Below are 23,535 nucleotides of genomic sequence, written 5' to 3'. Positions count from 1 at the left end.
CACGATCGACCGCTTACGCCAACGCACCTGAACCAAACCCTTGAGCCAGAGCAGTCTGCAGGGTGCCTTTGTGTCGAGGGGATAAATCCCCTCGACACAGGGTTTTTCTCCAGCAGCAAAAATCAGGCAGGCTCGACCGTACCGATGAAGTTGGCCAGCTCCGCTGTCTGCGGATCGGCAAACAGCACCTTCGGATCACCCACCTCGTGCACCTTGCCCTGGTGCATGAACACCAGTTTGTCGCCCACTTCCCGGGCGAAACGCATTTCGTGGGTGACCATGATCAGTGTCATGCCTTCCTTGGCCAGTTGCCGCACTACGCTGAGCACTTCGTTGACCAGCTCCGGGTCCAGCGCCGAGGTGATTTCATCGCACAGCAGCACTTTGGGCGACATCGCCAAGGCGCGGGCAATCGCCACCCGTTGCTGTTGACCACCGGACAGACGGTCAGGGAAGGCGTCGAATTTTTCGCCAAGCCCAACCCGCTCCAACATCTGCCGCGCCAGTTCGGCCGCCTTGGCCTTGGGGACTTTTTGTACCACCTGCGGCGCGAGCATCACGTTCTCGCCCACCGTCAGGTGTGGGAACAGGTTGAACTGCTGGAACACCATCCCGACTTTCTGCCGCAGGCTGCGCAGGTCGGCGCGGGCGGCGTCGAGGTATTCGCCGTCGACTTCGATCACGCCATCGTTGATCGATTCCAGGCCGTTGAGGGTGCGCAGCAAGGTGGATTTGCCCGAGCCGCTGCGGCCGATGATCGCCACCACTTGGCCTTCCTCGACGCTCAGGTCGATGCCTTTGAGCACATGATGATCGCCATAGTATTTATGCAGGGCGGTAATTCTAAGCAGAGGCATGCAGTCTCCTTTCCAGGTAGCGCGCACTGAGGGACAAGGGGTAGCAGAGCAGGAAGTAGCCGAGGGCGACCAGGCCATAGACCATGAACGGCTCGAACGTGGCGTTTGCGAGCATGCCGCCGGTCTTGGTCAGTTCGGTAAAGCCGATGATCGACGTGACGGCCGTGCCCTTGACCACCTGCACGGAGAAGCCAACCGTCGGCGCCACGGCAATGCGAAGGGCCTGGGGCAGGATCACGTAGCGCAATTGTTCCAGGGGGTTGAGGGCCAGGCTCGCGGAGGCCTCCCACTGGCCATTGGAAATCGAGTCGACACAACCGCGCCAGATCTCCGCGAGGTAGGCGCTGGTGAACAGCGTCAGGGCAATCGCCGCCGCCATCCAGGGTGAGATCTCAATCCCGGCCAGGGCCACGCCGAAAAACACCAGGAACAGTTGCATCAACAGCGGCGTGCCTTGGAACAGTTCGATGTAGGTGCGGGCGATGTTGCGGGGCAGGGCGTTTTTGGAAATGCGCAGGACCATCACCAGCAAGCCGATCACACCGCCGCCGATAAACGCCACCAGCGACAGCACCAGGGTCCATTGCAGGCCGGTGAGCAGGTTGCGCACCACGTCCCAGAAAGTGAAATCGCTCATTGGCTGCTCCTGGCAATGTAGCGACGCCCGATCCAATTCAGGAACTGGCGGATCAACAGCGCCATGCACAGGTAGATCAGCGTCGTCAGTGCGTAGGTTTCAAAGGCGCGGAAGTTGCGCGATTGGATGAAGTTGGCTGCGAAGCTCAGCTCTTCGGTGGCGATCTGGGAGCAGACCGCCGAGCCGAGCATCACGATGATGATCTGGCTGCTCAAGGCCGGCCAGACCTTGCCCAGCGCCGGTAGCAGCACCACATGGCGGAAGGCCTCGAAGCGGCTCATCGCCAAGGCCGCGGCGGCTTCCAGTTGCCCTCGCGGGATCGCCTGGATGCCGGCGCGGATGATCTCGGTGGAATAGGCGCCGAGGTTGATCACCATGGCCAGCACCGCCGCCTGCCACTCGGAAATCTGCAGGCCCAGGGACGGCAAGCCGAAGAAGATGAAGAACAACTGCACCAGGAACGGCGTATTGCGGATCAATTCCACATACACGCCAAAAATCGGGGCGAACGGACGGATATTCCAAGCCCGCACCACCGCCCCGACGATGCCCAGGCCAACCCCGAGCAACGCACCGATGGCTGTCAGTTCCAAGGTGAACAGTGCACCGCGCAACAGCAGCTCGGTGTTTTGCACCACCGGCAGGAAATCGAACTGATAAGCCATGCTCAGCCTCTCAAGCGACGGTCAGAGATCGGCCGGCAGCGGTTGCTTGAGCCAGGTCTGGGAGTTTTTCTCCAGGCTGCCATCGGTCTTGGCGGTGGCAAGGATCTGGTTGACCTTGTCCAGCAATGCCGGCTCGTTCTTGTTGACGCCCACGTACACCGGCGAATCCTTGAGTTTCACTTTCAATGCCGGGACGCGCTTGGGGTTGCGTTCGCTGATGGCGACCATCACCACGTTGCCGCTGGCGATCAGGTCGACCTGGCCGGCCAGGTAGGCGGCGATGGTCGAGTTGTTGTCTTCGAAGCGCTTGATGGTGGTGCCTTCGGGGGCGACCTTGGTCAGCTCGATGTCTTCGATGGCGCCACGAGTGACACTGATGGTCTTGCCCTTGAGGTCGTCCAGGTTGTTGATGGCGGCATCGGGCGGGCCGAATACGGCCAGGTAGAACGGCGCGTAGGCGCTGGAGAAGTCGATGACCTTTTCCCGCTCCGGGTTCTTGCCCAGGCTGGAAATCACCAGGTCGACCTTGCCGGTGGTCAGGAACGGAATGCGGTTGGTGCTGTTGACCGGGGTCAGTTCAAGCTTGACCTTGAGCTGGTCGGCCAGCAGTTTCGCGGTGTCGATGTCCAGGCCGCGGGGCTTCATGTCCGGGCCGACCGAACCGAAGGGCGGGAAATCCTGGGGCACGGCGACCTTGAGCGTGCCGCGCTTGACCACATCCTCCAGGCCATCGGCGTGGGCGGGCAATTGCCAAAGCATCAAACTGGCAAACAGGGCAGTGAGCAGGACGCTGCAACGCTGGATCATGGGTGAATCTCCGCGGTCGATGGTGAGGTTTCTGCAATTGCGCAGAGCACAGGGCATGCCAAACTCCCGCTTGATCCGCCAAAGCCACGGTTTTGCAGGCGCCGTTCGGTCTGACTGGTCTGAACAGTTGCGCAGCGTTTCGCACCTTTATCGAGCGTCGGCATTGGGCGCCGAACCCTGCTGGGGCACGACTTGCCGGGCGCGGCGAATAGCTTTACAACTAGCCGCTCATTTGCCCGGTTTGTCTGGAAAATCATGAATTCCATCGCTCGTGCCGTTCCTGAGGTGGCGCTGCAAGCCATCCGCAAACTGATCGCTGACGAAGGCTTCGGCCCGGGCGATGCACTGCCCTCGCAACGGGACCTGGCCTTGCAACTGGGGGTTAGCCGGGCGTCCCTGCGCGAAGCGCTTTCGTCGTTGAGCGCCCTGGGAATGATCAGCGTACAGCCGGGCCGGGGCGTTTTTGTGCAGGCCCCGGCGCAAGCCGCAGGTCACGACTCGACACCGGGTTGGCCTTTCGCCGCCAAGGCCTCGCCTGTGGATATCTTTCAGCTGCGCTATGCCCTCGAAGGTTTCGCAGCCGGATTGGCAGCCGTGACGTTGAGTGCCGATGAGCTCGATGCGCTGGAGGACAACGTCGAGGCCATGCGCCGGGAATTGAAGGCCGGGGATTTCGACGCTGCGGCGCAACTGGATTTCGAATTCCATCGGCGCATCCTGCTGGCCAGCGGCAACCAGGCGATGCTGAGCATCCTCACCGCCAGCGCCGAGATCTTCCTCGAGAGCCAGAAACTACCGTTCATCAGGGCGGAGCGGGCAATGGAAACCTGGCAGGAACACCGCAAGATTCTTCGCGCCCTGGCCCGTCGTGCATCGGTTTCAGCGCAAAAAACCATGCAGGAACATGTACGTAATGCTGCGTTGCGCACGGGTATTTCGTTTATTGCTCCGACCGCTTCGTGATCCGAGCCATACGCAAACCCGTCGGCAGCCATAGCGAGACTCAATCAACTGCGGCTTCCTGAACCCGGGAAGGGTCGTTATGATGGGCCACGTTTTTTTGCTGATTACCCCGGAGATTTCCATGAGCAGCGATCTGATCAAACACGTTAGCGACGCTAGCTTCGAAGCTGACGTACTCAAGGCCGAAGGCGCGGTACTGGTCGACTATTGGGCTGAGTGGTGCGGTCCATGCAAAATGATCGCTCCGGTCCTGGACGAGATTGCCGAGACCTACAAGGGCAAGCTGACCGTTGCCAAGCTGAACATCGACGAAAATCAGGAAACCCCGGCCAAGCACGGCGTGCGCGGTATTCCTACGCTGATGCTGTTCAAGAACGGCAACGTCGAAGCCACCAAGGTCGGCGCGCTGTCGAAATCGCAACTGGCGGCATTCCTCGACGCCAACATCTAAGCGTCGAATGTCCTGCCAAAAGCCCCGCAAATCGCGGGGCTTTTTCGTTGTTCGGGGCTAGACGCTCGCAAATCGAGGTGTTACATTCGGCCCCGCACTGGTTTCTCCATTGCCCCCTGCAAGCCGTCGCCGACGCTCTCCTTTCGAATAAGTACGCGATCCTGTCGCCTTCTCCGCGGCGCGGCCTCATTAAGCCAAAAGCTTAATTTCCCCCCTCCATAAATGATTACGTCATTCCTATATGAATCTGACTGAACTCAAGCAAAAGCCGATTACCGAACTGCTCGAATTGGCCGAACAGATGGGCATAGAAAATATGGCCCGTTCGCGCAAGCAGGACGTGATTTTCTCCCTGCTCAAGAAGCACGCGAAAAGCGGCGAGGAAATCTCCGGTGATGGCGTGCTGGAGATTCTCCAGGACGGCTTCGGCTTCCTTCGCTCCGCAGACGCTTCCTATCTCGCCGGCCCGGACGATATCTACGTCTCGCCGAGCCAGATCCGTCGCTTCAACTTGCGCACCGGTGACACCATCGTTGGCAAGATCCGCCCTCCGAAGGAAGGCGAGCGTTATTTCGCCCTGCTCAAGGTCGACACGATCAACTTCGACCGTCCGGAAAACGCGAAGAACAAGATTCTCTTCGAGAACCTGACCCCGCTGTTCCCGACCGTGCGCATGAAGATGGAAGCCGGCAACGGCTCCACCGAAGACCTCACCGGTCGTGTCATCGACCTGTGCGCACCTATCGGCAAAGGCCAGCGCGGCCTGATCGTGGCACCGCCGAAAGCGGGCAAGACGATCATGCTGCAGAACATCGCGGCCAACATCGCCCGCAACAACCCTGAAGTTCACCTGATCGTGCTGTTGATCGATGAACGTCCGGAAGAAGTGACCGAGATGCAGCGCACCGTGCGTGGCGAAGTGGTCGCCTCGACGTTCGACGAGCCGCCAACCCGCCACGTGCAGGTTGCCGAAATGGTGATCGAGAAGGCCAAGCGCCTGGTCGAACACAAGAAGGACGTGGTGATCCTGCTCGACTCCATCACCCGTCTGGCCCGTGCCTACAACACCGTGATCCCGAGCTCCGGCAAGGTGCTGACCGGTGGTGTCGATGCCCACGCGCTGGAAAAGCCGAAGCGTTTCTTCGGTGCGGCACGGAACATCGAGGAAGGCGGCTCGCTGACCATCATCGCCACCGCGCTGGTCGAGACCGGCTCGAAGATGGACGAAGTGATCTACGAAGAGTTCAAGGGCACCGGCAACATGGAACTGCCCCTGGACCGTCGCATCGCCGAGAAACGTGTGTTCCCGGCCATCAACATCAACCGTTCCGGCACCCGTCGCGAAGAATTGCTGACGGCCGATGACGAGTTGCAGCGCATGTGGATCCTGCGCAAGCTGCTGCATCCGATGGATGAAGTCGCTGCCATCGAGTTCCTGGTCGACAAGCTGAAAACGACCAAGACCAACGATGAGTTTTTCCTGTCGATGAAACGCAAGTAAATCGAGCAGGCCAGCAAGAGCCGGGGAAACCCGGCTTTTTGCTGTCCGTGCATTCACTATTGCGAACGGGCGGCGTTAAACTCGGGCCCCCGAACGCCACGGACACCATGAGGCTTTGCATGCAGTATCGCGACTTGCGCGACTTTATCAGCGGGCTGGAACAGCGCGGCGAACTCAAGCGCATCCAGGTGCCAGTGTCACCCGTCCTGGAAATGACCGAGGTCTGCGACCGCACCCTGCGCGCAAAAGGCCCGGCGCTGTTGTTCGAAAACCCCACGGGTTATGACATTCCGGTGCTGGGCAACCTGTTCGGCACACCGGAGCGCGTGGCCCTGGGCATGGGCGCCGAGGCCGTCAGCGAACTGCGCGAGATCGGCAAGCTGCTGGCGTTCCTCAAGGAACCCGAGCCGCCGAAAGGCCTGAAGGACGCCTGGTCCAAGCTGCCGATTTTCCGCAAGATCATTTCCATGGCGCCGAAAGTCGTCAAGGACGCTATCTGCCAGGAAGTGGTGATCGAGGGCGACGATGTCGACCTGGCCATGCTTCCGGTGCAGACCTGCTGGCCGGGCGATGTGGGGCCGCTGATCACTTGGGGCCTGACCGTCACCAAGGGGCCGAACAAGGACCGCCAGAACCTGGGCATCTATCGCCAGCAGGTGATTGGTCGCAACAAGGTCATCATGCGCTGGCTGAGCCATCGCGGCGGCGCGCTGGATTACCGTGAGTGGTGTGAGAAACATCCCGGCCAGCCATTCCCGGTGTCGGTGGCCCTGGGCGCGGACCCGGCGACCATCCTCGGTGCTGTCACGCCCGTGCCCGACAGCCTCTCCGAATATGCCTTCGCCGGCCTGCTGCGGGGCAATCGCACCGAGCTGGTGAAATGCCGCGGCAACGACCTGCAAGTGCCGGCCACCGCCGAGATCATCCTTGAAGGCGTGATCCACCCCGGCGAAATGGCCGACGAAGGGCCGTACGGTGACCACACCGGTTACTACAACGAAGTGGACAGCTTCCCGGTGTTTACCGTCGAGCGCATCACCCATCGGATCAAGCCGATCTACCACAGCACCTACACCGGTCGTCCGCCTGATGAGCCGGCGATTCTCGGCGTGGCGCTGAACGAAGTGTTCGTGCCGATCCTGCAAAAGCAGTTTCCGGAGATCACCGATTTCTATCTGCCACCCGAAGGCTGCTCCTATCGCATGGCCGTGGTGACCATGAAGAAGTCGTATCCGGGGCATGCCAAGCGGGTCATGCTGGGCGTCTGGTCGTTTTTACGACAATTCATGTACACCAAGTTCGTTATTGTCACTGACGACGATATCAACGCACGGGATTGGAACGACGTGATCTGGGCCATCACCACGCGCATGGACCCCAAGCGTGACACGGTAATGATCGAGAATACGCCGATCGACTACCTCGACTTCGCCTCGCCGGTGTCCGGCCTGGGGTCGAAGATGGGGCTCGATGCCACGCATAAGTGGCCCGGTGAGACCACCCGTGAGTGGGGCCGGGTTATCGTCAAGGATGAAGCCGTTACCCAACGGATCGATGCCATCTGGAATCAGTTAGGAATAGATTGATGCGTGTAACCTTGCAGCCTTCCGGCGCGGTGCTGGAGATACAGCCGGCCGAGCGGATTCTCGACGGCGCGCGGCGCCTGGGCTACGACTGCCCGCAGAGCTGTCGCAACGGCAACTGCCACGTGTGTGGCGCGTTGCTGGTGGAAGGTCGCGTGGAGCAGGCCGGTGAAATACGTGATCATGGCGAGATTTTTACGTGCATCGCCGAGCCGCTGGAGGACTGCGTGGTGTTGTGGGATGGCGTGCTGGCGCCGGGCGAACTGCCGGTACGCAACCTGGCATGCCAGGTCATCGAGTGCGCCGACGTGGGTGGCGATGTCTGGCGAGTGCGCCTGCGGGCGCCAGCGGGAAAGCCACCGCGCTATCACGCCGGGCAGTACCTGATGATCGAACGGGAAAACGGCGAGAAATCGGCTTTTTCCCTGGCTTCGGCGCCGCATTCCGGACGCGAGCTGCAATTGCATGTCTTGGTGCGCGAAAGCAGTGCACAGAAACTGCTGGAGCAACTGCAGCGCAACCCCAATGTGCGCATCGAGATGCCCTTCGGCGACACTCACCTTTCCGAGCTTCCCGACGGTCCGCTCGTGCTCATCGCTGCCGGAACCGGCATGGCCCAGATGCACAGCCTGATCGAGCACTGCCGCGCCCAGGGGTTCAAGCACCCGGTGCATCTGTATTGGGGCGTGCGGCGTCCCGAAGATTTCTATGAGATCGAGCATTGGGACGAGTGGAAGGAACTCCCGAACCTGTACCTGCATAAGGTCGTCAGCGACCTGTGCGGTTGGAAAGGGCGTTGCGGGATGCTCCACGAAGCGGTATGCGAGGACCTCAGCGATCTTTCCGGCGTACACGTCTACGCCAGCGGCTCGCCGGCGATGATCTACGCCACACTCGATGCGCTGGTGGAAGCTGGCATGGACGCCCATCAAATGCGCGCGGACGTGTTTGCGTATGCGCCAAGGGCTTGAGCCAACCTAGCCTTGAGTTATGCCTTGTGGCGAGGGCGCAAGCTCCCCTCGCGACAAAAGGCCATGTCCCCTCGATATAACTTCATATATTGCGTTTCGGTATTTAGTCGGCCGGGCAGATACCGATAACGTATATAGCGTCGGGATGGCATTTAACTTGCCTCGCTCCACACGAACGTCAACACCCTGGCGTCCCCATATTTTTGAGAAGCCAACCGCTAACGGCCATGACCGCTATCGAATCCGCCATAACCTGCGCCCTGTACCCGCCCCGGCTCGAGCTGGGTGCGCAGCTGACCCGCGAACAATTGCTCGCCTCGATGCGATCGACCATGAGCCTTCATCAGGGCGGACCGGTCTGGCTGTTCGCCTATGGTTCGTTGATCTGGCGTCCGGAATGCACGGCGGTGGAGCGGGTGCGAGGCCGGGTCCATGGTTACCATCGCGGCTTGTACCTGTGGTCCCATGAGCATCGCGGCACTCCGGAGCTGCCCGGGTTGGTGTTCGGATTGGACCGTGGCGGTTCGTGCAGCGGTTTCGCCTACCGGTTGCCGGAGGAAAATCTCGAGGACTCGCTGTTTGCCCTGTGGCAACGCGAAATGCCGGTCCCGTCCTATCGCCCGCACTGGCTCAGTTGCCGTCTCGAGGATGGCAATCGGGTGCAGGCCCTGGGCTTCGTGCTGGAGCGACACCTGCCCAGCTATGCCGGCAACTTGCCGGACCATGTGCTGAGCCAGGTGTTCGAAAGCGCTTGCGGGCGTTATGGCACGACTCGCGATTATGTCGAGCAGACCATCCACGCCCTGCGCAGCCACGCCATGCCAGACCGGAATCTGGAGGCGCGGCTCAAGCGCTGCCGATCAATAGGGGATCAGGCGACTGCTTCGCGGCTCTGACTGGCGATCTGCTTGTGCCACAGCGTTGGCGCAAGGAACGCCATCGCCAGCAGGCAAGCACCGACCAGCAGCACAAAACCGCCGTCCCAGCCAAAATGGTCCACGGTGTAGCCCATGGCGGCGCTGGCCGCGACCGAGCCACCCAGGTACCCGAACAGGCCGGTGAAGCCTGCGGCGGTACCGGCGGCTTTTTTCGGCGCCAATTCCAGAGCCTGCAAGCCGATCAGCATCACCGGGCCATAAATCAGGAAGCCGATGGACACCAGGGCAATCATGTCGACGGTCGGGTTGCCGGCCGGGTTCAGCCAGTAAACCAAGGTCGCCACGGTCACCAGGGCCATGAACACCATGCCGGTCAGGCCACGGTTGCCACGGAAGATCTTGTCGGACATCCAGCCGCACAACAGCGTCCCCGGAATACCCGCCCATTCGTAGAAGAAGTAGGCCCAGGAGCTTTTATCCACCGTGAAGCCCTTGGCTTCCTTGAGGTAGGTCGGGGCCCAGTCCAGCACGCCGTAGCGCAGCAGGTAGACGAAGACGTTGGCCATGGCGATGTACCAGAGCATTTTGTTGCGCAGCACGTACTTGACGAAGATTTCCTTGGCGCTGAATTCGTTCTCGTGACTGGCGTCGTAGCCTTCCGGATAGTCGTCCTTGTATTTCTCGATCGGTGGCAGGCCCACCGACTGCGGGGTGTCGCGCATGGTCGCAAAGGCAAACACCGCAACGGCGAGCGCCACGGTAGCGGGCACATAGAATGCCGCGTGCCAGTCATTGAACCAGGCCATCCCCAGCAGGAACAGCGGACCGATCAGGCCACCTCCGACGTTGTGCGCCACGTTCCAGACCGATACCACGCCGCCGCGCTCCTTCTGCGACCACCAGTGCACCATGGTCCGTCCGCTTGGCGGCCAGCCCATGCCTTGGGCCCAGCCGTTGATGAACAGCAGAATGAACATGATCGTCACACTGGAGGTTGCCCAGGGCGCGAAACCGAAAATGAACATCACCCCGGCTGATACCAGCAAGCCGAACGGTAGGAAATAGCGCGGGTTGGAGCGGTCGGACACCAGGCCCATCAGGAATTTCGACAAGCCATAGGCAATGGCGATGGCCGACATGGCCAGGCCAAGCTGGCCACGAGTGTAGCCCTCGTCGATGAGATACGGCATCGCCAGCGAGAAGTTCTTGCGCAGCAGGTAATAACCGGCATAGCCGATGAAAATCCCGGCGAAGATCTGCCAGCGCAGGCGTCGGTAGGTGCTGTCTATTTTTTCTTCAGGCAGGGCTGCCTGATGTGCGGCAGGTCGAAAGAAAGCAAACATTCAAGAGCTCCAGAATTCTTGTTTTGACTGCGGATGCGAATGTTACAGTTTCGTTACCGAAAATAGCATCGGTTCGCATCGGCCAAACAGCGGAAATTCTGGATATCGCATGTTCTTTTATGAACATGTCGCTCAGATATAAATGAAAGACGTTATGGGAATGGCGGAACCGGGTCGCAGGGCTTCGACCCGGTACAGGTCATAAAACGGTGAGGCACGCAATCAGCGAACCTGCACCACCACTTTTCCCACAGCCTTGCGCTGGCCCAGATCGTTGATCGCCTGGGCGGCATTGGAAAGCGGGTACACCTGCGACACCAGCGGCTTGAGCTTGCCTTCGGCGAACCAGCCGAACAATTGCTGGAAGTTGGCGGCATTGTCCTGGGGTTGGCGCTGGGCGAAGGAGCCCCAGAACACGCCGACCACCGAGGCGCCCTTGAGCAGGGCCAGGTTCACCGGCAGTTCGGGAATGCGTCCGCTGGCAAACCCGACCACCAGCAACCGGCCGTTCCAAGCAATGGCGCGCACGGCCTGGTCGAAAAGATCGCCACCCACCGGGTCGTAGATAACGTCGGCGCCTTGGCCGTCGGTGAGGCGCTTGATTTCGTCCTTGAGGCTGGTTTCGTTGTAGTTGATCAGTTCGTCGGCGCCGGCGGCCTTGGCCACGGCGAGTTTTTCCGCGCTACTGGCGGCAGCGATGACGCGGGCGCCCATGGCCTTGCCGATTTCCACTGCCGCCAGGCCGACGCCGCCGGAGGCGCCGAGTACCAGCAGGGTTTCTCCGGGCTGGAGGTTGGCTCGCTGCTTGAGAGCGTGCATCGATGTGCCGTAGGTCATGCTGAAGGCGGCCGCCGTGTTGAAATCCATGGAGGAGGGAATCGGCAACACGTTGTAGCCCGGCACCGCCACTTGTTCGGCGAAACTGCCCCAGCCGGTCAGGGCCATGACCCGGTCACCGACCTTCAGGTGGCTGATCTTCTCCCCTACCTCGCTGATGACCCCTGCCGCTTCGCCGCCCGGCGAGAACGGGAAGGGCGGCTTGAACTGGTATTTGCCCTCGATGATCAGCGTGTCAGGAAAATTCACCCCGGCGGCGTGCACATCCAGCAACACTTCATTCTTCTTCACGACAGGGCTGGCGACGTCTTCCAGCACCAGCGATTCGGCAGGGCCGAATTCTTTGCACAGCACGGCTTTCATCAGGGCTATTCCTTTGGGAGTGATGGCCGATAAGTGTAGGTGTGGGAGTCAATGGGTCAACGAGCATGCCCCGCCCTGATAGCCGGCCATAAGCTTGTGCTTGGACGACGGGTCGGTATGCTGGGCCGCAAACCGGATGAGGAGTGAAATGTGAAAGCGTGGATCATGTTGATGCTGGCCCTGTCGTTGCCTGTGGCAGCGATGGCCGAAGAGAGCAAGGAAGCCAAGGAAGGCGAGGCGCCGAAAGTCAGCTACATCACCTTGAGCCCACCGTTCGTGGGCAACTATGGGCTGGACGGTACGACCAGGCTTAAAGTCTACAAGGCTGACGTGGCCCTGCGCGTGACCGGCGATGCCGCTGCTGCGGCGGTGAAAGCGAACGAGCCGTTGATTCGCAACCAGTTGGTTGCGCTGTTCGCCCAGCAGACGACCGAGACCATGAACAACCTTGAAGCCAAGGAAAAACTGCGTCAGGAAGCGTTGAAGCAGACCCAGCAAGTGATGAATGACGAGACCGGCAAGCCGATGGTCGATGATCTGTTGTTCAACAACCTGATCATTCAATAAGTCTTGTGGTGGCCAGGCGGGCCCTTTTGCGAAGACGGTTGACTAGTCGCTGCATTGCTCAAGGTTTCAAGCCGATCACCGTCGCCCACTGCTCGGCCGTCACCGGCATCACCGACAGCCGCGAGCCTTTCTGCACCAGCGGCATTTCGGCCAGGGCGGCCTGCTGTTTGAGGTAGTCGAGCTTGAGCACACGAGCGAACGTCTCTACGTGGGCGACATCGATGGCGGTCCAGGGATTTTTTTCCGCACTGGCCTTGGCGTCGAAGTAGTGGCTGTCAGGCTCCAGGGCCGTGGGATCGGGATAGGCTGCCTTGATGATTTTGCCAATCCCGGCGATGCCTGGCTCCGGGCAACTGGAATGGTAGAAAAAGAACGTGTCGCCAACCGCCATGGCCCGCAGGAAATTGCGCGCCTGATAGTTGCGAACCCCGTCCCAGCGCGCGTGGCCGAGCTTTTCCAGGCCCTGGATGGACAATTCGTCGGGCTCGGATTTCATCAGCCAATAGGCCATGATTTCTACTTCTGGGCGATGTACACGAAAATAGTTCAGCGATTTTATGACAAACCGACAGTCGGTTGACGTCAGAGTTTGCGTGTGGGTCCGGGTTGCCGCAAAATGCCGGCCTTCCAAGCTTGACGCTGCTGCACGGCCAATAAGAAAACCGCTGCTGTCATCGTGTGTGATATGCCTTGAGGGGGGCAATCGATGAAACGCAAACCGGATTTGTTGTGGATACTGGTCATTCTGTTCGGCCTGGGTGTCGTGACCACGGGTTACGCCCAGAGCTTGTGGAGCAGCAAGAACGATGTTCCGATGGACATCACCCAGCCTGCGCCATCGCTCAAGCGCTGAGCTCATCTCCCAGGCGCCGCTGATTTGCGCGGCGTCTATCGCGCAATGTACCAACGCCTGTCGCTGACCGTTCCTTGCAGCGGCACATCCCAGCTTGCCTGCGCCAATCGCTCGACTCTTTGGCATTCGTGCGCCAGTCCCAGCAAGGTCGGCTTGCGCCATTGTTTGCGGCGGGACAGGTACGCCAGGCTGCGATCGTAGAATCCCCCGCCCATGCCCAGCCGACCTCCGGCATCATCAAACCCGACCAGCGGCAACAGCACCAGATCCAGCGTCCAGACCTTGCGCTGGCGGGCGATATTCTTGCGCGGCTCGGGGATGCGAAAGCGATTGGGTTGCATCTTCTCGCCGGGATGGATTCGCTGGAAGACCATTTTGGTCTGCGGCCATGGGCTGAGCACCGGCAGGTAAGTCGCCTTGCCCCTGCGTTGGGCTGCGCGCAGCAGCAGGCGTGGATCGATCTCGCCGTCGTTGGGCAGGTACAGGGCGATGTGTCGTGCGCGACGAAAAAGCGGGTGCTGGGCCAGTTGCCTGTAAAGGCCTCGGGCGGCGTCCCGTTGCTGGGCCGGCGTCAGGGCGCGACGGGCCTGGCGCAGCAGGCGGCGAAGTTGCGGGCGGGTCGGCAACGCAGGTTCGGTCATATCGAGGCTTCACGAGACGGGGACACCGAGACAGCGTAACCGCAAACGAGGGGAGCAGAAATGCCAAACGCCAGAAACGACAATGCCAGTCATGATGACTGGCATTGCGTCGAGAATCAGGCTCCCCGGATGAACCGCTGTCGGCTTAGCCCTTGAACCCGAAAGTTCAAGGTGGAAGTTGCAGGAGGCGTTAAGGCTTTCCGTCAAGCGGACATGCACACCGGCCCCAACGTGCAACCCCCGTGGTTGTGCGTATCGGCTCAGGGACATCACCAACTGGCAAGCACCCCAGGGAGTGACGCAAGTATACCCCAGGCAGCTTCGTGAATCAGCCCTTGCTGACGTCCGGATCGGTGGCGAGCACCAGATCCACCCGATCCAGCAAGTCGCGAACCTGTTCACGGGTCGAGCCGCTGACCTGTACGTCGGGCGTATCCTGGCGGTGCAGCAGGTCGTGGGTGATGTTCAAGGCGGCCATCACGGCGATGCGATCGGCACCGATGACTTTGCCGCTGCTGCGGATCTCCCGCATCTTGCCGTCCAGGTAACGGGCGGCGCTCACCAGGTTGCTGCGCTCTTCCTGGGGGCAGATGATCGAATACTCTTTGTCGAGGATCTGCACGGTTACGCTATTGCTTGAACTCATGAGTCTTGCTCCAGGGCCTTGAGGCGCGAAATCATCGATTCGACCTTACGCCGGGCGATTTCGTTTTTTTCAATGAGGTGCGCGCGTTCCTCGCGCCAGGTTTTTTCCTGAGCTAATAGGAGTCCGTTTTGGCTCTTAAGTTGCTCGACCCGTTCAATTAGCAGCTCGAGTCTGGCCATCAGCGCTTGCAGGTCGGTGTCTTCCATTGTGTCCACTGAAGATTGTGTCTGATGGGGAATAAGGGTCGCACAGCCTTTAATGGTCTTGGCGAGTCTGTCGATGTAGGATACAAGGCCTCCATTCTAGACATAGCGCCGTCTGGCGCCTAGCTGCCCATGCCCATTCAGAATTCCCCGTATCAAGCATTCGCCACCCTGCTGAGCGCCAGCGGCCATCCTGTCTCGCCTGCCGAACTGCACGGCCTGTTGCTCGGCCGCAGCTGCGCCGGCGCCGGTTTCGACGCCGATGGCTGGCTGGCCGACGCCGCCGAGCTGCTCGAAGGCGAGCCGGCAGACAATGTGCGCAATGCGCTCATCGGCCTGCAGGAAATGGTCAAGGGTGAGTTGACCAGCGACGACATGACCGTCGTCTTGCTGCTGCCGACCGACGATGCGCCGCTGAGCGAACGCGCCGCTGCGCTCGGCCAGTGGTGCCAGGGCTTCCTCGCCGGTTTTGGCCTGACCCGCCGCGAATACGCCCTGAGCGACGAAGCGAAAGAAGTCCTTCAAGACCTGGCAGCAATCTCCCAAGTGCAGGATGCCCTGGAAGAGTCCGACGATGGCGAAAGCGACTATATGGAAGTCATGGAGTACCTGCGGGTCGCGCCACTGCTACTGTTCACAGAGACCAAGAAAACCGCTGAGCCGGCCACCAAGCCGTCCCTGCACTGATCGCTTGAAAGGGAACACCGTCTGCCCATGATTCATATCCCGAAGTCGGAATACGGCCGTCGCCGCAAGGCCTTGATGGCGCAGATGGAACCCAACAGCATCGCAATCCTGCCCGCCGCCGCCGTTGCGATCCGCAACCGCGACGTCGAGCACGTCTATCGCCAGGACAGCGATTTCCAGTATCTCAGCGGCTTTCCCGAACCGCAGGCGGTCATCGTGCTGATGCCCGGCCGGGCCCATGGCGAGTACATCCTCTTCTGCCGCGAGCGCAACGCCGAGCGTGAAATGTGGGATGGCCTGCGCGCCGGCCAGGAGGGGGCGATCCGCGACTACGGCGCCGACGACGCATTCCCCATCACCGATATCGATGACATCCTGCCGGGCCTGATCGAAGGCCGCGACCGGGTGTACTCGGCGATGGGCAGCAACCCTGAGTTCGACCGGCACCTGATGGAGTGGATCAACGTGATCCGCTCCAAGGCCCACCTCGGTGCCCAGCCGCCGAACGAATTCGTTGCCCTGGATCATCTGCTGCACGACATGCGCCTGTATAAATCGGCGGCGGAAGTGAAAGTGATGCGCGAAGCGGCGCGGATTTCCGCCCAGGCGCATATCCGGGCCATGCAGGCGGCGCGGCCGGGGCTGTACGAATACAGCCTGGAAGCCGAGCTCGATTATGAATTTCGCAAGGGCGGGGCAAAAATGCCGGCCTACGGTTCCATTGTCGCGGCGGGGCGCAACAGCTGCATTTTGCATTACCAGCAAAATGACGCGCTGCTCAAGGAGGGCGACCTGGTGTTGATCGACGCCGGGTGCGAGATCGATTGCTATGCCAGCGATATCACCCGCACCTGGCCGGTCAGCGGCAAGTTTTCTGCCGAGCAGAAGGCGATATACGAAGTGGTGCTGGCCGCCCAGGAAGCCGCGTTTGCTGAAATTGCGCCGGACAAGCACTGGAACCAGGCCCATGAAGCGACGGTCCGGGTCATTACCGAGGGACTGGTCCGCCTTGGGCTGCTGGAAGGCGAGGTCGATGAATTGATCGCCAGCGAAGCCCACCGGGCATTCTACATGCACCGCGCCGGCCATTGGCTGGGTATGGATGTGCACGACGTGGGGGAATACCGGGTGGGTGGCGAGTGGCGAGTGTTGGAGGTTGGAATGACCTTGACCGTTGAACCGGGCATTTACATCGCGCCGGACAATCGCAACGTAGCGAAAAAATGGCGCGGCATTGGCGTGCGCATCGAGGATGACGTGGTAGTGACCAAGACCGGTTGTGAAATCCTGACTCGCGGCGTGCCGAAAACGGTCGCCGAAATCGAGGCCTTGATGGCCGCCGCACGGGCTCAAGCCGCATGAACCGGGTCAACGTAGCGATCATCGGTGGTGGCCTGGTCGGCGCGAGCCTGGCGTTGGCCATGCAGGCCGGTGCCAAGGCCAGGGGCTGGAAGATCATGCTGATCGAGCCCTTCGCCCCCGGTGACGCCTGGCAACCAAGCTACGATGCGCGTTCATCGGCGCTTTCGTTCGGCGCGCGGCAGATTTATCAACGCTTGGGCTTGTGGCAGGAAATTTCCCGCCGGGCCGAGCCGATCAAGCAGATCCATGTGTCCGACCGAGGGCGGTTTTCCACGGCGCGGCTGTCCGCCATGGAGGAGGGCGTGCCGGCCCTCGGCTATGTGGTTGAAAACGCCTGGCTCGGCCAGTGCCTGTGGCAAGGCCTGGACAAGGAAGTCGTCAGTTGGCGCTGCCCTGCGCAGGTGACCCGCATGGAGCCGAAAGTCGCGGGCTATCGCTTGACCCTGGACGATGAAACAGTGCTGGAATGCGACCTCGCGGTACTGGCCGACGGCGGGCGCTCGGGCCTGCGGGAACAGCTTGGCGTCGGGGTCCGCAACCGTCCCTATGACCAGAGTGCCTTGATCGCCAATATAACGCCCAGCGAAGCGCACAATGGCATGGCTTTCGAACGCTTCACCGACGAAGGCCCGATGGCCTTGCTGCCGCTGCCGGAAAATCGCTGTGCATTGGTCTGGACGCGCCAGGGCATGGATGCGCAACGGCTGGCAGCGCTCGATGAGCGCAGTTTCCTCAGTGAGCTGCAGAATGTGTTCGGCTATCGCCTGGGCACCTTGAAGCAAGTCGGCGCGCGGCATCTTTATCCGTTGGCGCTGGTGGAGGCCGAGGAACAGGTGCGTCCGCACCTGGCCATCCTGGGCAATGCCGCCCACAGCTTGCATCCGATTGCCGGGCAAGGCTTCAACCTGTCCTTGCGCGATGCCCAGGCCTTGGCCGATGCGTTGCTCGAGAGCGACAGCACGCCTGGTGATTTCGCGGTGTTGCAAGCCTATCGCGAGCGCCAGCGGATGGACCAGGCCCTGACCGTGGGTTTCTCCGACCAGGTGACGCGGCTTTTCAGCAGCGACCTGCCGCTGGTGTCCCTGGGCCGCAATCTCGGCCTGCTGGGCCTGGACCTGCTGCCACCCGCCAAGCGCTGGTTCGCCCGCCAAGCGATGGGATTGGGAACACGCCCTGATGCTTGATCCCGATCATTCCTTCCAACGGCGGCTGATGTCGCCAGCAACACAGGCTTAAAGCATGGAATTGCGTGCAGATCTGCTTATCGTCGGTGCCGGTATGGTCGGCAGCGCCCTGGCGCTGGCCTTGCAGGGCAGTGGCTTGCAAGTGCTGCTGCTCGACGGCAGCCCGATGAGCGTCAAGCCCTTCGATGCCCAAGCCGCATTCGAGCCCCGGGTCAGTGCCTTGTCGACGGCCAGCCAGCGGATCCTCGAGCGCCTGGGCGTCTGGGAGGGCATCACCGCCCGGCGTGCCAGCCCTTATACCGACATGCACGTCTGGGATGGCAGCGGCACCGGGCAGATTCATTTTTCGGCCGCCAGCCTGCATGCCGAGGCGCTTGGGCACATCGTCGAGAATCGCGTGGTGCAGGACGCCCTGCTGGATCGCCTGCACGACTGCGACCTGGGCCTGCTGGCCAATGCCCGGCTGGAGCAGATGCGTCGTTCCGGCGACGACTGGCTGTTGACCCTGGCCGATGGCCGCACCTTGCGCGCACCGCTGGTCATTGCCGCCGACGGCGCGAATTCCGCGGTGCGCCGCCTGACCGGCGTGGCAACGCGCGAATGGGATTACCTGCATCACGCCATCGTCACCAGCGTGCGCACTGCCCGGGCGCATCGAATGACGGCATGGCAGCGCTTCACCGATAACGGCCCGCTGGCGTTCCTGCCGCTCGAGCGTGACGGCCAGCACGATTGGTGCTCGATCGTCTGGTCCACCACTCCCGATGAAGCGCAGCGCTTGATGGCGCTCGATGACAGCGCGTTCTGCAACGAATTGGAGCGCGCCTTCGAAGGCCAGCTCGGCACGGTACTGAGCGCCGATCCGCGGCTGTGCGTGCCGCTGCGCCAGCGCCATGCCAAGCGCTACGTGGCAGAAGGACTGGCACTGATCGGCGATGCGGCCCATACCATCCATCCATTGGCGGGGCAGGGGGTGAACCTGGGTTTCCTCGACGCCGCCGTGCTGGCCGAAGTGCTGCTGCAAGCGGCCGCACGCGGCGAGCGCTTGGCGGATGTGAAGGTATTGAGCCGCTACGAGCGGCGACGCATGCCCCACAACCTGGCGTTGATGGCGGCGATGGAGGGGTTCGAGCGCTTGTTCCAGGCCGATCCGCTGCCGGTTCGCTGGTTGCGCAACACCGGGTTGAAACTGGTGGACCGCCTGCCTGAGGCCAAGGCGCTGTTTGTGCGCGAGGCGCTCGGGTTGATGGGGGATCTGCCGGATTTGGCCAAGGCCTGAACGGTGTTTTGGGCTTATGGCCTATCGCGAGCAGCCACCGCAACGTCACCCGTGCAACATTTGGAAACGTGTCTGCCCGCTGTCCGATTGTGGTGCTAAATGTGAGTCCTTATCATTTGCGCTCCGTTCATTACCGAGAGACCGCTACCATGTCGGCCACTAAACGCCTGCTGTCCGCCCTCGCCCTGGCCCTGATTGGCACTTCCGCCGCCCAGGCCGCCGATGAGGTGGTGGTCTATTCCTCGCGCATCGATGAATTGATCAAACCGGTCTTCGATGCGTACACCAAGAAGACCGGCGTAGCGGTGAAGTTCATTACCGACAAGGAAGCGCCGCTCATGCAGCGGATCAAGGCCGAAGGTGCAAACGCCACCGCCGACCTGCTGCTCACCGTGGACGCCGGCAACCTCTGGCAAGCCGAGCAGATGGGGATTCTCCAGCCCTTCACCTCGTCGGTCATCGACACCAACATCCCAGCTCAATATCGCGCGTCTTCCAATGCCTGGACCGGCCTGAGCCTGCGGGCGCGGACCATTGTTTACTCCACAGACCGGGTCAAACCGGGCGAGTTGACCACTTATGAGGCGCTGGCGGGCAAGGAGTGGGAAGGCCGCTTGTGCCTGCGGACGTCGAAGAAGGTCTACAACCAGTCCCTGACCGCGACCCTGATCGAAACCCACGGCGCGGAAAAAACCGAGGAAATCCTCAAGGGCTGGGTCAAGAACCTGTCCACCGACGTGTTCTCCGACGACACCGCGCTGCTTGAAGCGATCAATGCCGGCCAATGTGATGTCGGTATCGTCAACACCTATTACTACGGCCGCCTGCACCAGCAGAAGCCGGACTTGAAGGTCAAGTTGTTCTGGCCGAACCAGGCCGATCGGGGCGTGCACATCAACCTCTCGGGCATTGGCCTGACCAAGCATGCGCCGCACCCGGAAGCCGCGAAGAAGCTGGTGGAGTGGATGACCACGCCTGAAGCGCAAAGCATCTTTGCCGACGTGAACCAGGAGTTCCCGGCGAACCCGAAAGTGAAGCCTTCCAAGGAGGTCGCCGCCTGGGGCGAGTTCAAGGCCGATACGTTGCCGGTGGAAGTCGCGGGTAAACGCCAGGCCGAAGCCATCCGCATGATGGACCGCGCTGGCTGGAATTGAGACTGCCCTCAGTCATTCGATGAAGTGTGGTGAGGGAGCTTGCTCCCGCGGGACCGGGCTGGCGCTCCAGGGTGAAGCCTCCCGGAATATCGGCCGAGGTTTATCTGACGGGGCATGATCTCGACGTTGGGGCTACTTCGTAGCCCAGCGGGAGCAAGCTCCCTCGCCACATGAGACCATTTGTCAGCGATGACATCAGAAGAGAGCTTTCCTTGACCCACCCCGCCCAACGCCGCTGGTATCCCCTGGTCTTCGCCGTCGCTGCGCTGGTCTTGTTGCCCCTGAGTGTGCTGCTGCTGTCCTGGCAGAGCATCGATCCGCAAATCTGGTCCCACCTCTGGGACACTCAGATGCCGCGCCTGTTGGGCAATACCCTGACGTTGATTCTTGGCGTGGGTGTCGGCGTGACGCTGCTGGGCGTGAGCCTGGCCTGGCTCACCAGCCTCTGCGAGTTCCCTGGCCGACGATGGCTCGATTGGGCGTTGATGCTGCCGTTCGCGATCCCCGCCTATGTACTGGCGTTTGTCTTCGTTGGCCTGCTGGATTTTGCCGGTCCGGTGCAGACGCTGCTGCGCGAATGGTTCGGCAGTGGCCTGCGCCTGCCTCGGGTACGCTCCACTGGCGGGGTAATCCTGGTCCTGGTCCTGGTTTTCTATCCCTATGTCTATCTGCTCGCGCGAAGCGCTTTCCTGGCGCAAGGCAAGGGCTTGATGGAAGCGGCCCGGGTCCTCGGGCAGTCGCCGTGGCAGGCGTTCTGGCGCGTAGCGCTACCGATGGCTCGACCGGCAATCGGCGCTGGCGTGGCGCTCGCGCTGATGGAAACCCTGGCGGACTTCGGTGCGGTGTCAGTGTTCAACTTCGACACGTTTACCACGGCCATCTACAAGACCTGGTACGGTTTCTTCAGCCTCTCAAGCGCCGCCCAACTGGCCAGCCTCCTGTTGTTGGCGGTCATGGTGGTGCTCTATGGGGAACGCCGCGCCCGGGGCGCCCAACGGGCCGGCAACGAGCGACCGCGTGTGCAGGCGCTCTACCCCTTGCGAGGACTCAAGGCGCTGGCGGCCAGCGGCTGGTGCCTGCTGGTCTTTGCCTGTGCGTTTGTCATTCCCGTCACGCAATTGGTGGTGTGGTTTTGGCAGCGCGGTCGTTTCGACCTGGACGAGCGTTATGCCGGGCTGATTGTCCATACCCTCTATTTGGGTGGTCTCGCAGCCCTTGTCACGGTCAGCGTCGCCTTGCTGCTGGCCTTCGCTCGGCGCCTGGCGCCGACCCGGTCCATCCGCGCCGGTGTCGGCCTGGCAAACCTGGGTTACGCCTTGCCTGGGTCAGTGCTGGCGGTGTCGATCATGCTTGCGTTCAGCTATCTGGACCGCGAACTGGTCATTCCGCTGTCGACCCTGTTCGGAGGCGCGGGCAAGCCGTTGCTGCTGGGCAGCTTGTCGGCGCTGTTGCTGGCGTATCTGGTGCGTTTCCTGGCCGTGGCCTACGGCCCGTTGGAAAGCAGCCTGGCGCGTATTCGTCCGTCGTTGCCTGAAGCCGCACGAAGCCTTGGGGTGAGTGGGCCGCGACTGTTTTTCAAAGTGTATCTGCCGTTGCTGCTCCCAGGCACCTTGAGCGCTGCGCTGCTGGTGTTCGTTGACGTGCTCAAGGAAATGCCCGCGACATTGCTGATGCGCCCGTTTGGCTGGGATACGCTGGCGGTACGGGTTTTTGAGATGACCAGCGAAGGGGAATGGGCGCGAGCTGCGTTGCCGGCGCTGACCCTGGTGCTGGTGGGATTGCTGCCGGTCATCGGATTGATACGGCGTTCGGCCCACCGGCGCGTTCTCAGTGAATAGAGCACACGCCTAGGTGCCAGTCCTGGATCATGCGGATACAATGCGCGGCATTCGGTGCGGTCCGTCTGTCGGACAGGGTAGCTAGGAGCGTCAGAAAAATCCTTTTTTTTCAGGCGTTCGGGCTGTGGTAGTACCCGTCCGCACCTTCGCCAAGCCCGGAAGGAGAAACCCATGGGACAGCGTACGCCTCTGTATGACCTTCATCTCGCCCTCGGCGCGAAAATGGTCGATTTTGGCGGTTGGGATATGCCCTTGCACTATGGATCGCAAGTTGAAGAGCACCATCAGGTGCGCCGCGACTGCGGTGTGTTCGATGTATCCCATATGACCGTGATCGACGTCGCCGGTCCCCAGGCCAAAGCCTGGCTACAGCGTTTGCTGGCCAATGACGTTGATCGCTTGCAGGACACCGGTCGCGCATTGTACAGCACCATGCTCAACGAGCGCGGCGGCATTGTCGACGACATGATCATCTATCGCGTCGAGGACGGTTACCGGCTGGTATTCAACGCCTCGACCCGAGATCAAGACTTGGCCTGGATGCAGGCGCAGCTCGGCGATTACCAGGTACAACTTCACGAGCGTGCCGAACTGGCGATGCTGGCTATCCAGGGGCCCCAGGCCCGGCACAAGATCGCCGAGCTGGTCACGCAACCACGCGGCCAGTTGATCCAGCAGCTCAAGCCCTTCGAAGGTCGCGCCGACGGTGACTGGTTCATCGCCCGGACCGGCTACACCGGCGAGGACGGCCTGGAGATTGTCCTGCCGGCCCATGAAGCCCCGAGTTTTTTCAACGACCTGGTGGGTGCCGGCATTTCTCCCATCGGGCTGGGCGCGCGCGACACCTTGCGCCTCGAAGCCGGCATGAACCTCTACGGCCAGGACATCCACCAGGATGTTTCGCCGTTGGCCTCGAACATGGCCTGGAGCATCGCCTGGGAACCCGCGGACCGCCAGTTCATCGGTCGCGCTGCGCTGGAGGCTGAACTCGCCGCTGGCGTACAGCACAAACTGGTGGGGCTGGTACTGGAAGAGCGCGGTGTGCTACGCGCCCACCAAGTGGTCCGTATCGCCAATGTTGGCGAAGGAGAGATCACCAGTGGTAGTTTTTCTCCTACGCTTAGCAAGTCCATTGCCCTGGCACGTGTTCCGATGGCTACGGCTGACCGTGCCGAGGTGGAAATTCGTGGCAAGTGGTATCCGGTACGAGTGGTCAAGCCGACCTTCGTCCGCCATGGCAAAACCCTGATCTAACCCTTTGCGGC

General features: G+C 61.4%; 25 protein-coding genes and 1 other RNA gene. 15 read left to right on the top strand and 11 right to left on the bottom strand.

Annotated elements, in window-relative coordinates; translation table 11 throughout:
* Positions 1–122 precede the first annotated feature (122 nt).
* The 4 genes from VQ575_RS25865 to VQ575_RS25850 are packed head-to-tail and all read right to left on the bottom strand — an operon-like array spanning position 123 to position 2,966.
* Entirely contained in the window at positions 123–857 is a 735-nt protein-coding gene (locus VQ575_RS25865) for an amino acid ABC transporter ATP-binding protein (protein ID WP_030138144.1), read from the bottom strand.
* Positions 844–1,494 (bottom strand): amino acid ABC transporter permease, encoded by a 651-nt coding sequence (locus tag VQ575_RS25860; RefSeq protein WP_045157265.1) that lies wholly within the window; start codon positions 1,492–1,494, stop codon positions 844–846. The genes VQ575_RS25865 and VQ575_RS25860 overlap by 14 nt, the downstream gene beginning before the upstream one ends.
* On the bottom strand, positions 1,491–2,159 hold the full coding sequence (locus VQ575_RS25855) for an amino acid ABC transporter permease (RefSeq protein WP_039590246.1): 669 nt from the start codon (positions 2,157–2,159) through the stop codon (positions 1,491–1,493). The genes VQ575_RS25860 and VQ575_RS25855 overlap by 4 nt, the downstream gene beginning before the upstream one ends.
* Positions 2,160–2,180: 21 nt before the next feature.
* On the bottom strand, positions 2,181–2,966 hold the full coding sequence (locus VQ575_RS25850) for a transporter substrate-binding domain-containing protein (protein ID WP_045157264.1): 786 nt from the start codon (positions 2,964–2,966) through the stop codon (positions 2,181–2,183).
* Positions 2,967–3,221: 255 nt separating this feature from the next.
* Between VQ575_RS25850 and VQ575_RS25845 the strand changes: the two genes are divergently transcribed.
* The 6 genes from VQ575_RS25845 (at position 3,222) to VQ575_RS25820 (ending at position 9,331) form a co-directional block, all read left to right on the top strand.
* Positions 3,222–3,929 carry a FadR/GntR family transcriptional regulator gene (locus VQ575_RS25845; protein ID WP_325918692.1) on the top strand — a complete coding sequence of 236 codons (708 nt, stop codon included), beginning with the start codon at positions 3,222–3,224 and terminating at the stop codon, positions 3,927–3,929.
* Positions 3,930–4,050: 121 nt separating this feature from the next.
* Complete coding sequence (gene trxA / locus VQ575_RS25840) at positions 4,051–4,380, top strand: thioredoxin TrxA (RefSeq protein WP_003206727.1); 330 nt, start codon at positions 4,051–4,053, stop codon at positions 4,378–4,380.
* 241 nt (positions 4,381–4,621) lie between these two features.
* The gene (rho, locus tag VQ575_RS25835) at positions 4,622–5,881 is read left to right on the top strand and encodes a transcription termination factor Rho (protein WP_003206716.1); all 1,260 of its coding nucleotides are present in this window, start codon (positions 4,622–4,624) and stop codon (positions 5,879–5,881) included.
* Between the two features lie 119 nt (positions 5,882–6,000).
* Positions 6,001–7,467, top strand: a complete 1,467-nt coding sequence (gene ubiD / locus VQ575_RS25830) for a 4-hydroxy-3-polyprenylbenzoate decarboxylase (protein WP_039590257.1) — start codon at positions 6,001–6,003, stop codon at positions 7,465–7,467.
* The gene (locus tag VQ575_RS25825; protein ID WP_039590259.1) at positions 7,467–8,435 is read left to right on the top strand and encodes a CDP-6-deoxy-delta-3,4-glucoseen reductase; all 969 of its coding nucleotides are present in this window, start codon (positions 7,467–7,469) and stop codon (positions 8,433–8,435) included. Before ubiD ends, VQ575_RS25825 begins: the two co-directional genes overlap by 1 nt.
* Positions 8,436–8,662: 227 nt before the next feature.
* Entirely contained in the window at positions 8,663–9,331 is a 669-nt protein-coding gene (locus tag VQ575_RS25820) for a gamma-glutamylcyclotransferase (RefSeq protein ID WP_039590261.1), read from the top strand.
* On the opposite strand, the gene glpT is transcribed toward VQ575_RS25820, so the two are convergent.
* On the bottom strand, positions 9,307–10,656 hold the full coding sequence (glpT, locus tag VQ575_RS25815; RefSeq protein ID WP_039590263.1) for a glycerol-3-phosphate transporter: 1,350 nt from the start codon (positions 10,654–10,656) through the stop codon (positions 9,307–9,309). The two genes, VQ575_RS25820 and glpT, sit on opposite strands and share 25 nt — an antisense overlap.
* A gap of 222 nt (positions 10,657–10,878) precedes the next feature.
* Positions 10,879–11,856, bottom strand: coding sequence for an NADPH:quinone oxidoreductase family protein (locus VQ575_RS25810; RefSeq protein WP_039590265.1), 978 nt, complete (start codon positions 11,854–11,856; stop codon positions 10,879–10,881).
* Positions 11,857–12,006: 150 nt separating this feature from the next.
* On the opposite strand from VQ575_RS25810, the gene VQ575_RS25805 reads away from it, so the two are divergent.
* Entirely contained in the window at positions 12,007–12,423 is a 417-nt protein-coding gene (locus VQ575_RS25805; RefSeq protein ID WP_039590271.1) for a flagellar basal body-associated protein FliL, read from the top strand.
* A 58-nt stretch (positions 12,424–12,481) separates the two neighbouring features.
* Here the strand turns inward: VQ575_RS25805 and VQ575_RS25800 are convergent, their stop codons facing one another.
* Positions 12,482–12,934, bottom strand: coding sequence for an EVE domain-containing protein (locus VQ575_RS25800; RefSeq protein WP_039590272.1), 453 nt, complete (start codon positions 12,932–12,934; stop codon positions 12,482–12,484).
* 195 nt (positions 12,935–13,129) lie between these two features.
* Here VQ575_RS25800 and VQ575_RS25795 point away from each other — a divergent pair, with 195 nt between their 5' ends.
* The gene (locus tag VQ575_RS25795) at positions 13,130–13,276 is read left to right on the top strand and encodes a hypothetical protein (RefSeq protein WP_152668410.1); all 147 of its coding nucleotides are present in this window, start codon (positions 13,130–13,132) and stop codon (positions 13,274–13,276) included.
* Between the two features lie 35 nt (positions 13,277–13,311).
* Here VQ575_RS25795 and VQ575_RS25790 read toward each other — a convergent pair whose 3' ends face one another.
* The 4 genes from VQ575_RS25790 to VQ575_RS25775 form a co-directional block, all read right to left on the bottom strand.
* Positions 13,312–13,917: a 5-formyltetrahydrofolate cyclo-ligase gene (locus VQ575_RS25790; RefSeq protein ID WP_039590274.1), complete on the bottom strand. Its 606-nt coding sequence runs from the start codon at positions 13,915–13,917 to the stop codon at positions 13,312–13,314.
* A 118-nt stretch (positions 13,918–14,035) separates the two neighbouring features.
* Positions 14,036–14,215, bottom strand: a non-coding RNA gene (gene ssrS, locus VQ575_RS25785) — 6S RNA.
* Between the two features lie 30 nt (positions 14,216–14,245).
* Positions 14,246–14,563 (bottom strand): cell division protein ZapA, encoded by a 318-nt coding sequence (locus tag VQ575_RS25780; protein WP_039590276.1) that lies wholly within the window; start codon positions 14,561–14,563, stop codon positions 14,246–14,248.
* A complete protein-coding gene (locus VQ575_RS25775; protein ID WP_030138125.1) occupies positions 14,560–14,769 on the bottom strand; it encodes a TIGR02449 family protein in 210 nt (69 codons plus the stop codon). The genes VQ575_RS25780 and VQ575_RS25775 overlap by 4 nt, the downstream gene beginning before the upstream one ends.
* 129 nt (positions 14,770–14,898) lie before the next feature.
* Here VQ575_RS25775 and VQ575_RS25770 point away from each other — a divergent pair, with 129 nt between their 5' ends.
* From VQ575_RS25770 to gcvT, 7 genes are all read left to right on the top strand, one after another.
* The gene (locus tag VQ575_RS25770) at positions 14,899–15,453 is read left to right on the top strand and encodes a YecA/YgfB family protein (RefSeq protein ID WP_039590279.1); all 555 of its coding nucleotides are present in this window, start codon (positions 14,899–14,901) and stop codon (positions 15,451–15,453) included.
* A gap of 27 nt (positions 15,454–15,480) precedes the next feature.
* Positions 15,481–16,815 (top strand): Xaa-Pro aminopeptidase, encoded by a 1,335-nt coding sequence (gene pepP, locus VQ575_RS25765; protein WP_039590285.1) that lies wholly within the window; start codon positions 15,481–15,483, stop codon positions 16,813–16,815.
* Positions 16,812–17,999, top strand: a complete 1,188-nt coding sequence (ubiH, locus tag VQ575_RS25760) for a 2-octaprenyl-6-methoxyphenyl hydroxylase (RefSeq protein ID WP_325918690.1) — start codon at positions 16,812–16,814, stop codon at positions 17,997–17,999. The genes pepP and ubiH overlap by 4 nt, the downstream gene beginning before the upstream one ends.
* 61 nt (positions 18,000–18,060) lie before the next feature.
* The gene (locus VQ575_RS25755) at positions 18,061–19,278 is read left to right on the top strand and encodes a 2-octaprenyl-3-methyl-6-methoxy-1,4-benzoquinol hydroxylase (protein ID WP_325919910.1); all 1,218 of its coding nucleotides are present in this window, start codon (positions 18,061–18,063) and stop codon (positions 19,276–19,278) included.
* A gap of 149 nt (positions 19,279–19,427) precedes the next feature.
* A complete protein-coding gene (locus VQ575_RS25750; RefSeq protein ID WP_039590294.1) occupies positions 19,428–20,432 on the top strand; it encodes an extracellular solute-binding protein in 1,005 nt (334 codons plus the stop codon).
* 212 nt (positions 20,433–20,644) lie between these two features.
* Positions 20,645–22,270, top strand: a complete 1,626-nt coding sequence (locus VQ575_RS25745) for an ABC transporter permease (protein ID WP_039590296.1) — start codon at positions 20,645–20,647, stop codon at positions 22,268–22,270.
* 171 nt (positions 22,271–22,441) lie between these two features.
* Positions 22,442–23,524, top strand: a complete 1,083-nt coding sequence (gcvT, locus tag VQ575_RS25740) for a glycine cleavage system aminomethyltransferase GcvT (RefSeq protein WP_039590298.1) — start codon at positions 22,442–22,444, stop codon at positions 23,522–23,524.
* Positions 23,525–23,535: the final 11 nt, after the last annotated feature.

Origin of the sequence: Pseudomonas frederiksbergensis (assembly GCF_035751725.1) — a bacterium.
In the GTDB taxonomy this organism is placed as follows: Bacteria; Pseudomonadota; Gammaproteobacteria; order Pseudomonadales; family Pseudomonadaceae; genus Aquipseudomonas; species Aquipseudomonas frederiksbergensis_A.
This window is presented reverse-complemented; position numbering and strand designations above follow the sequence as displayed.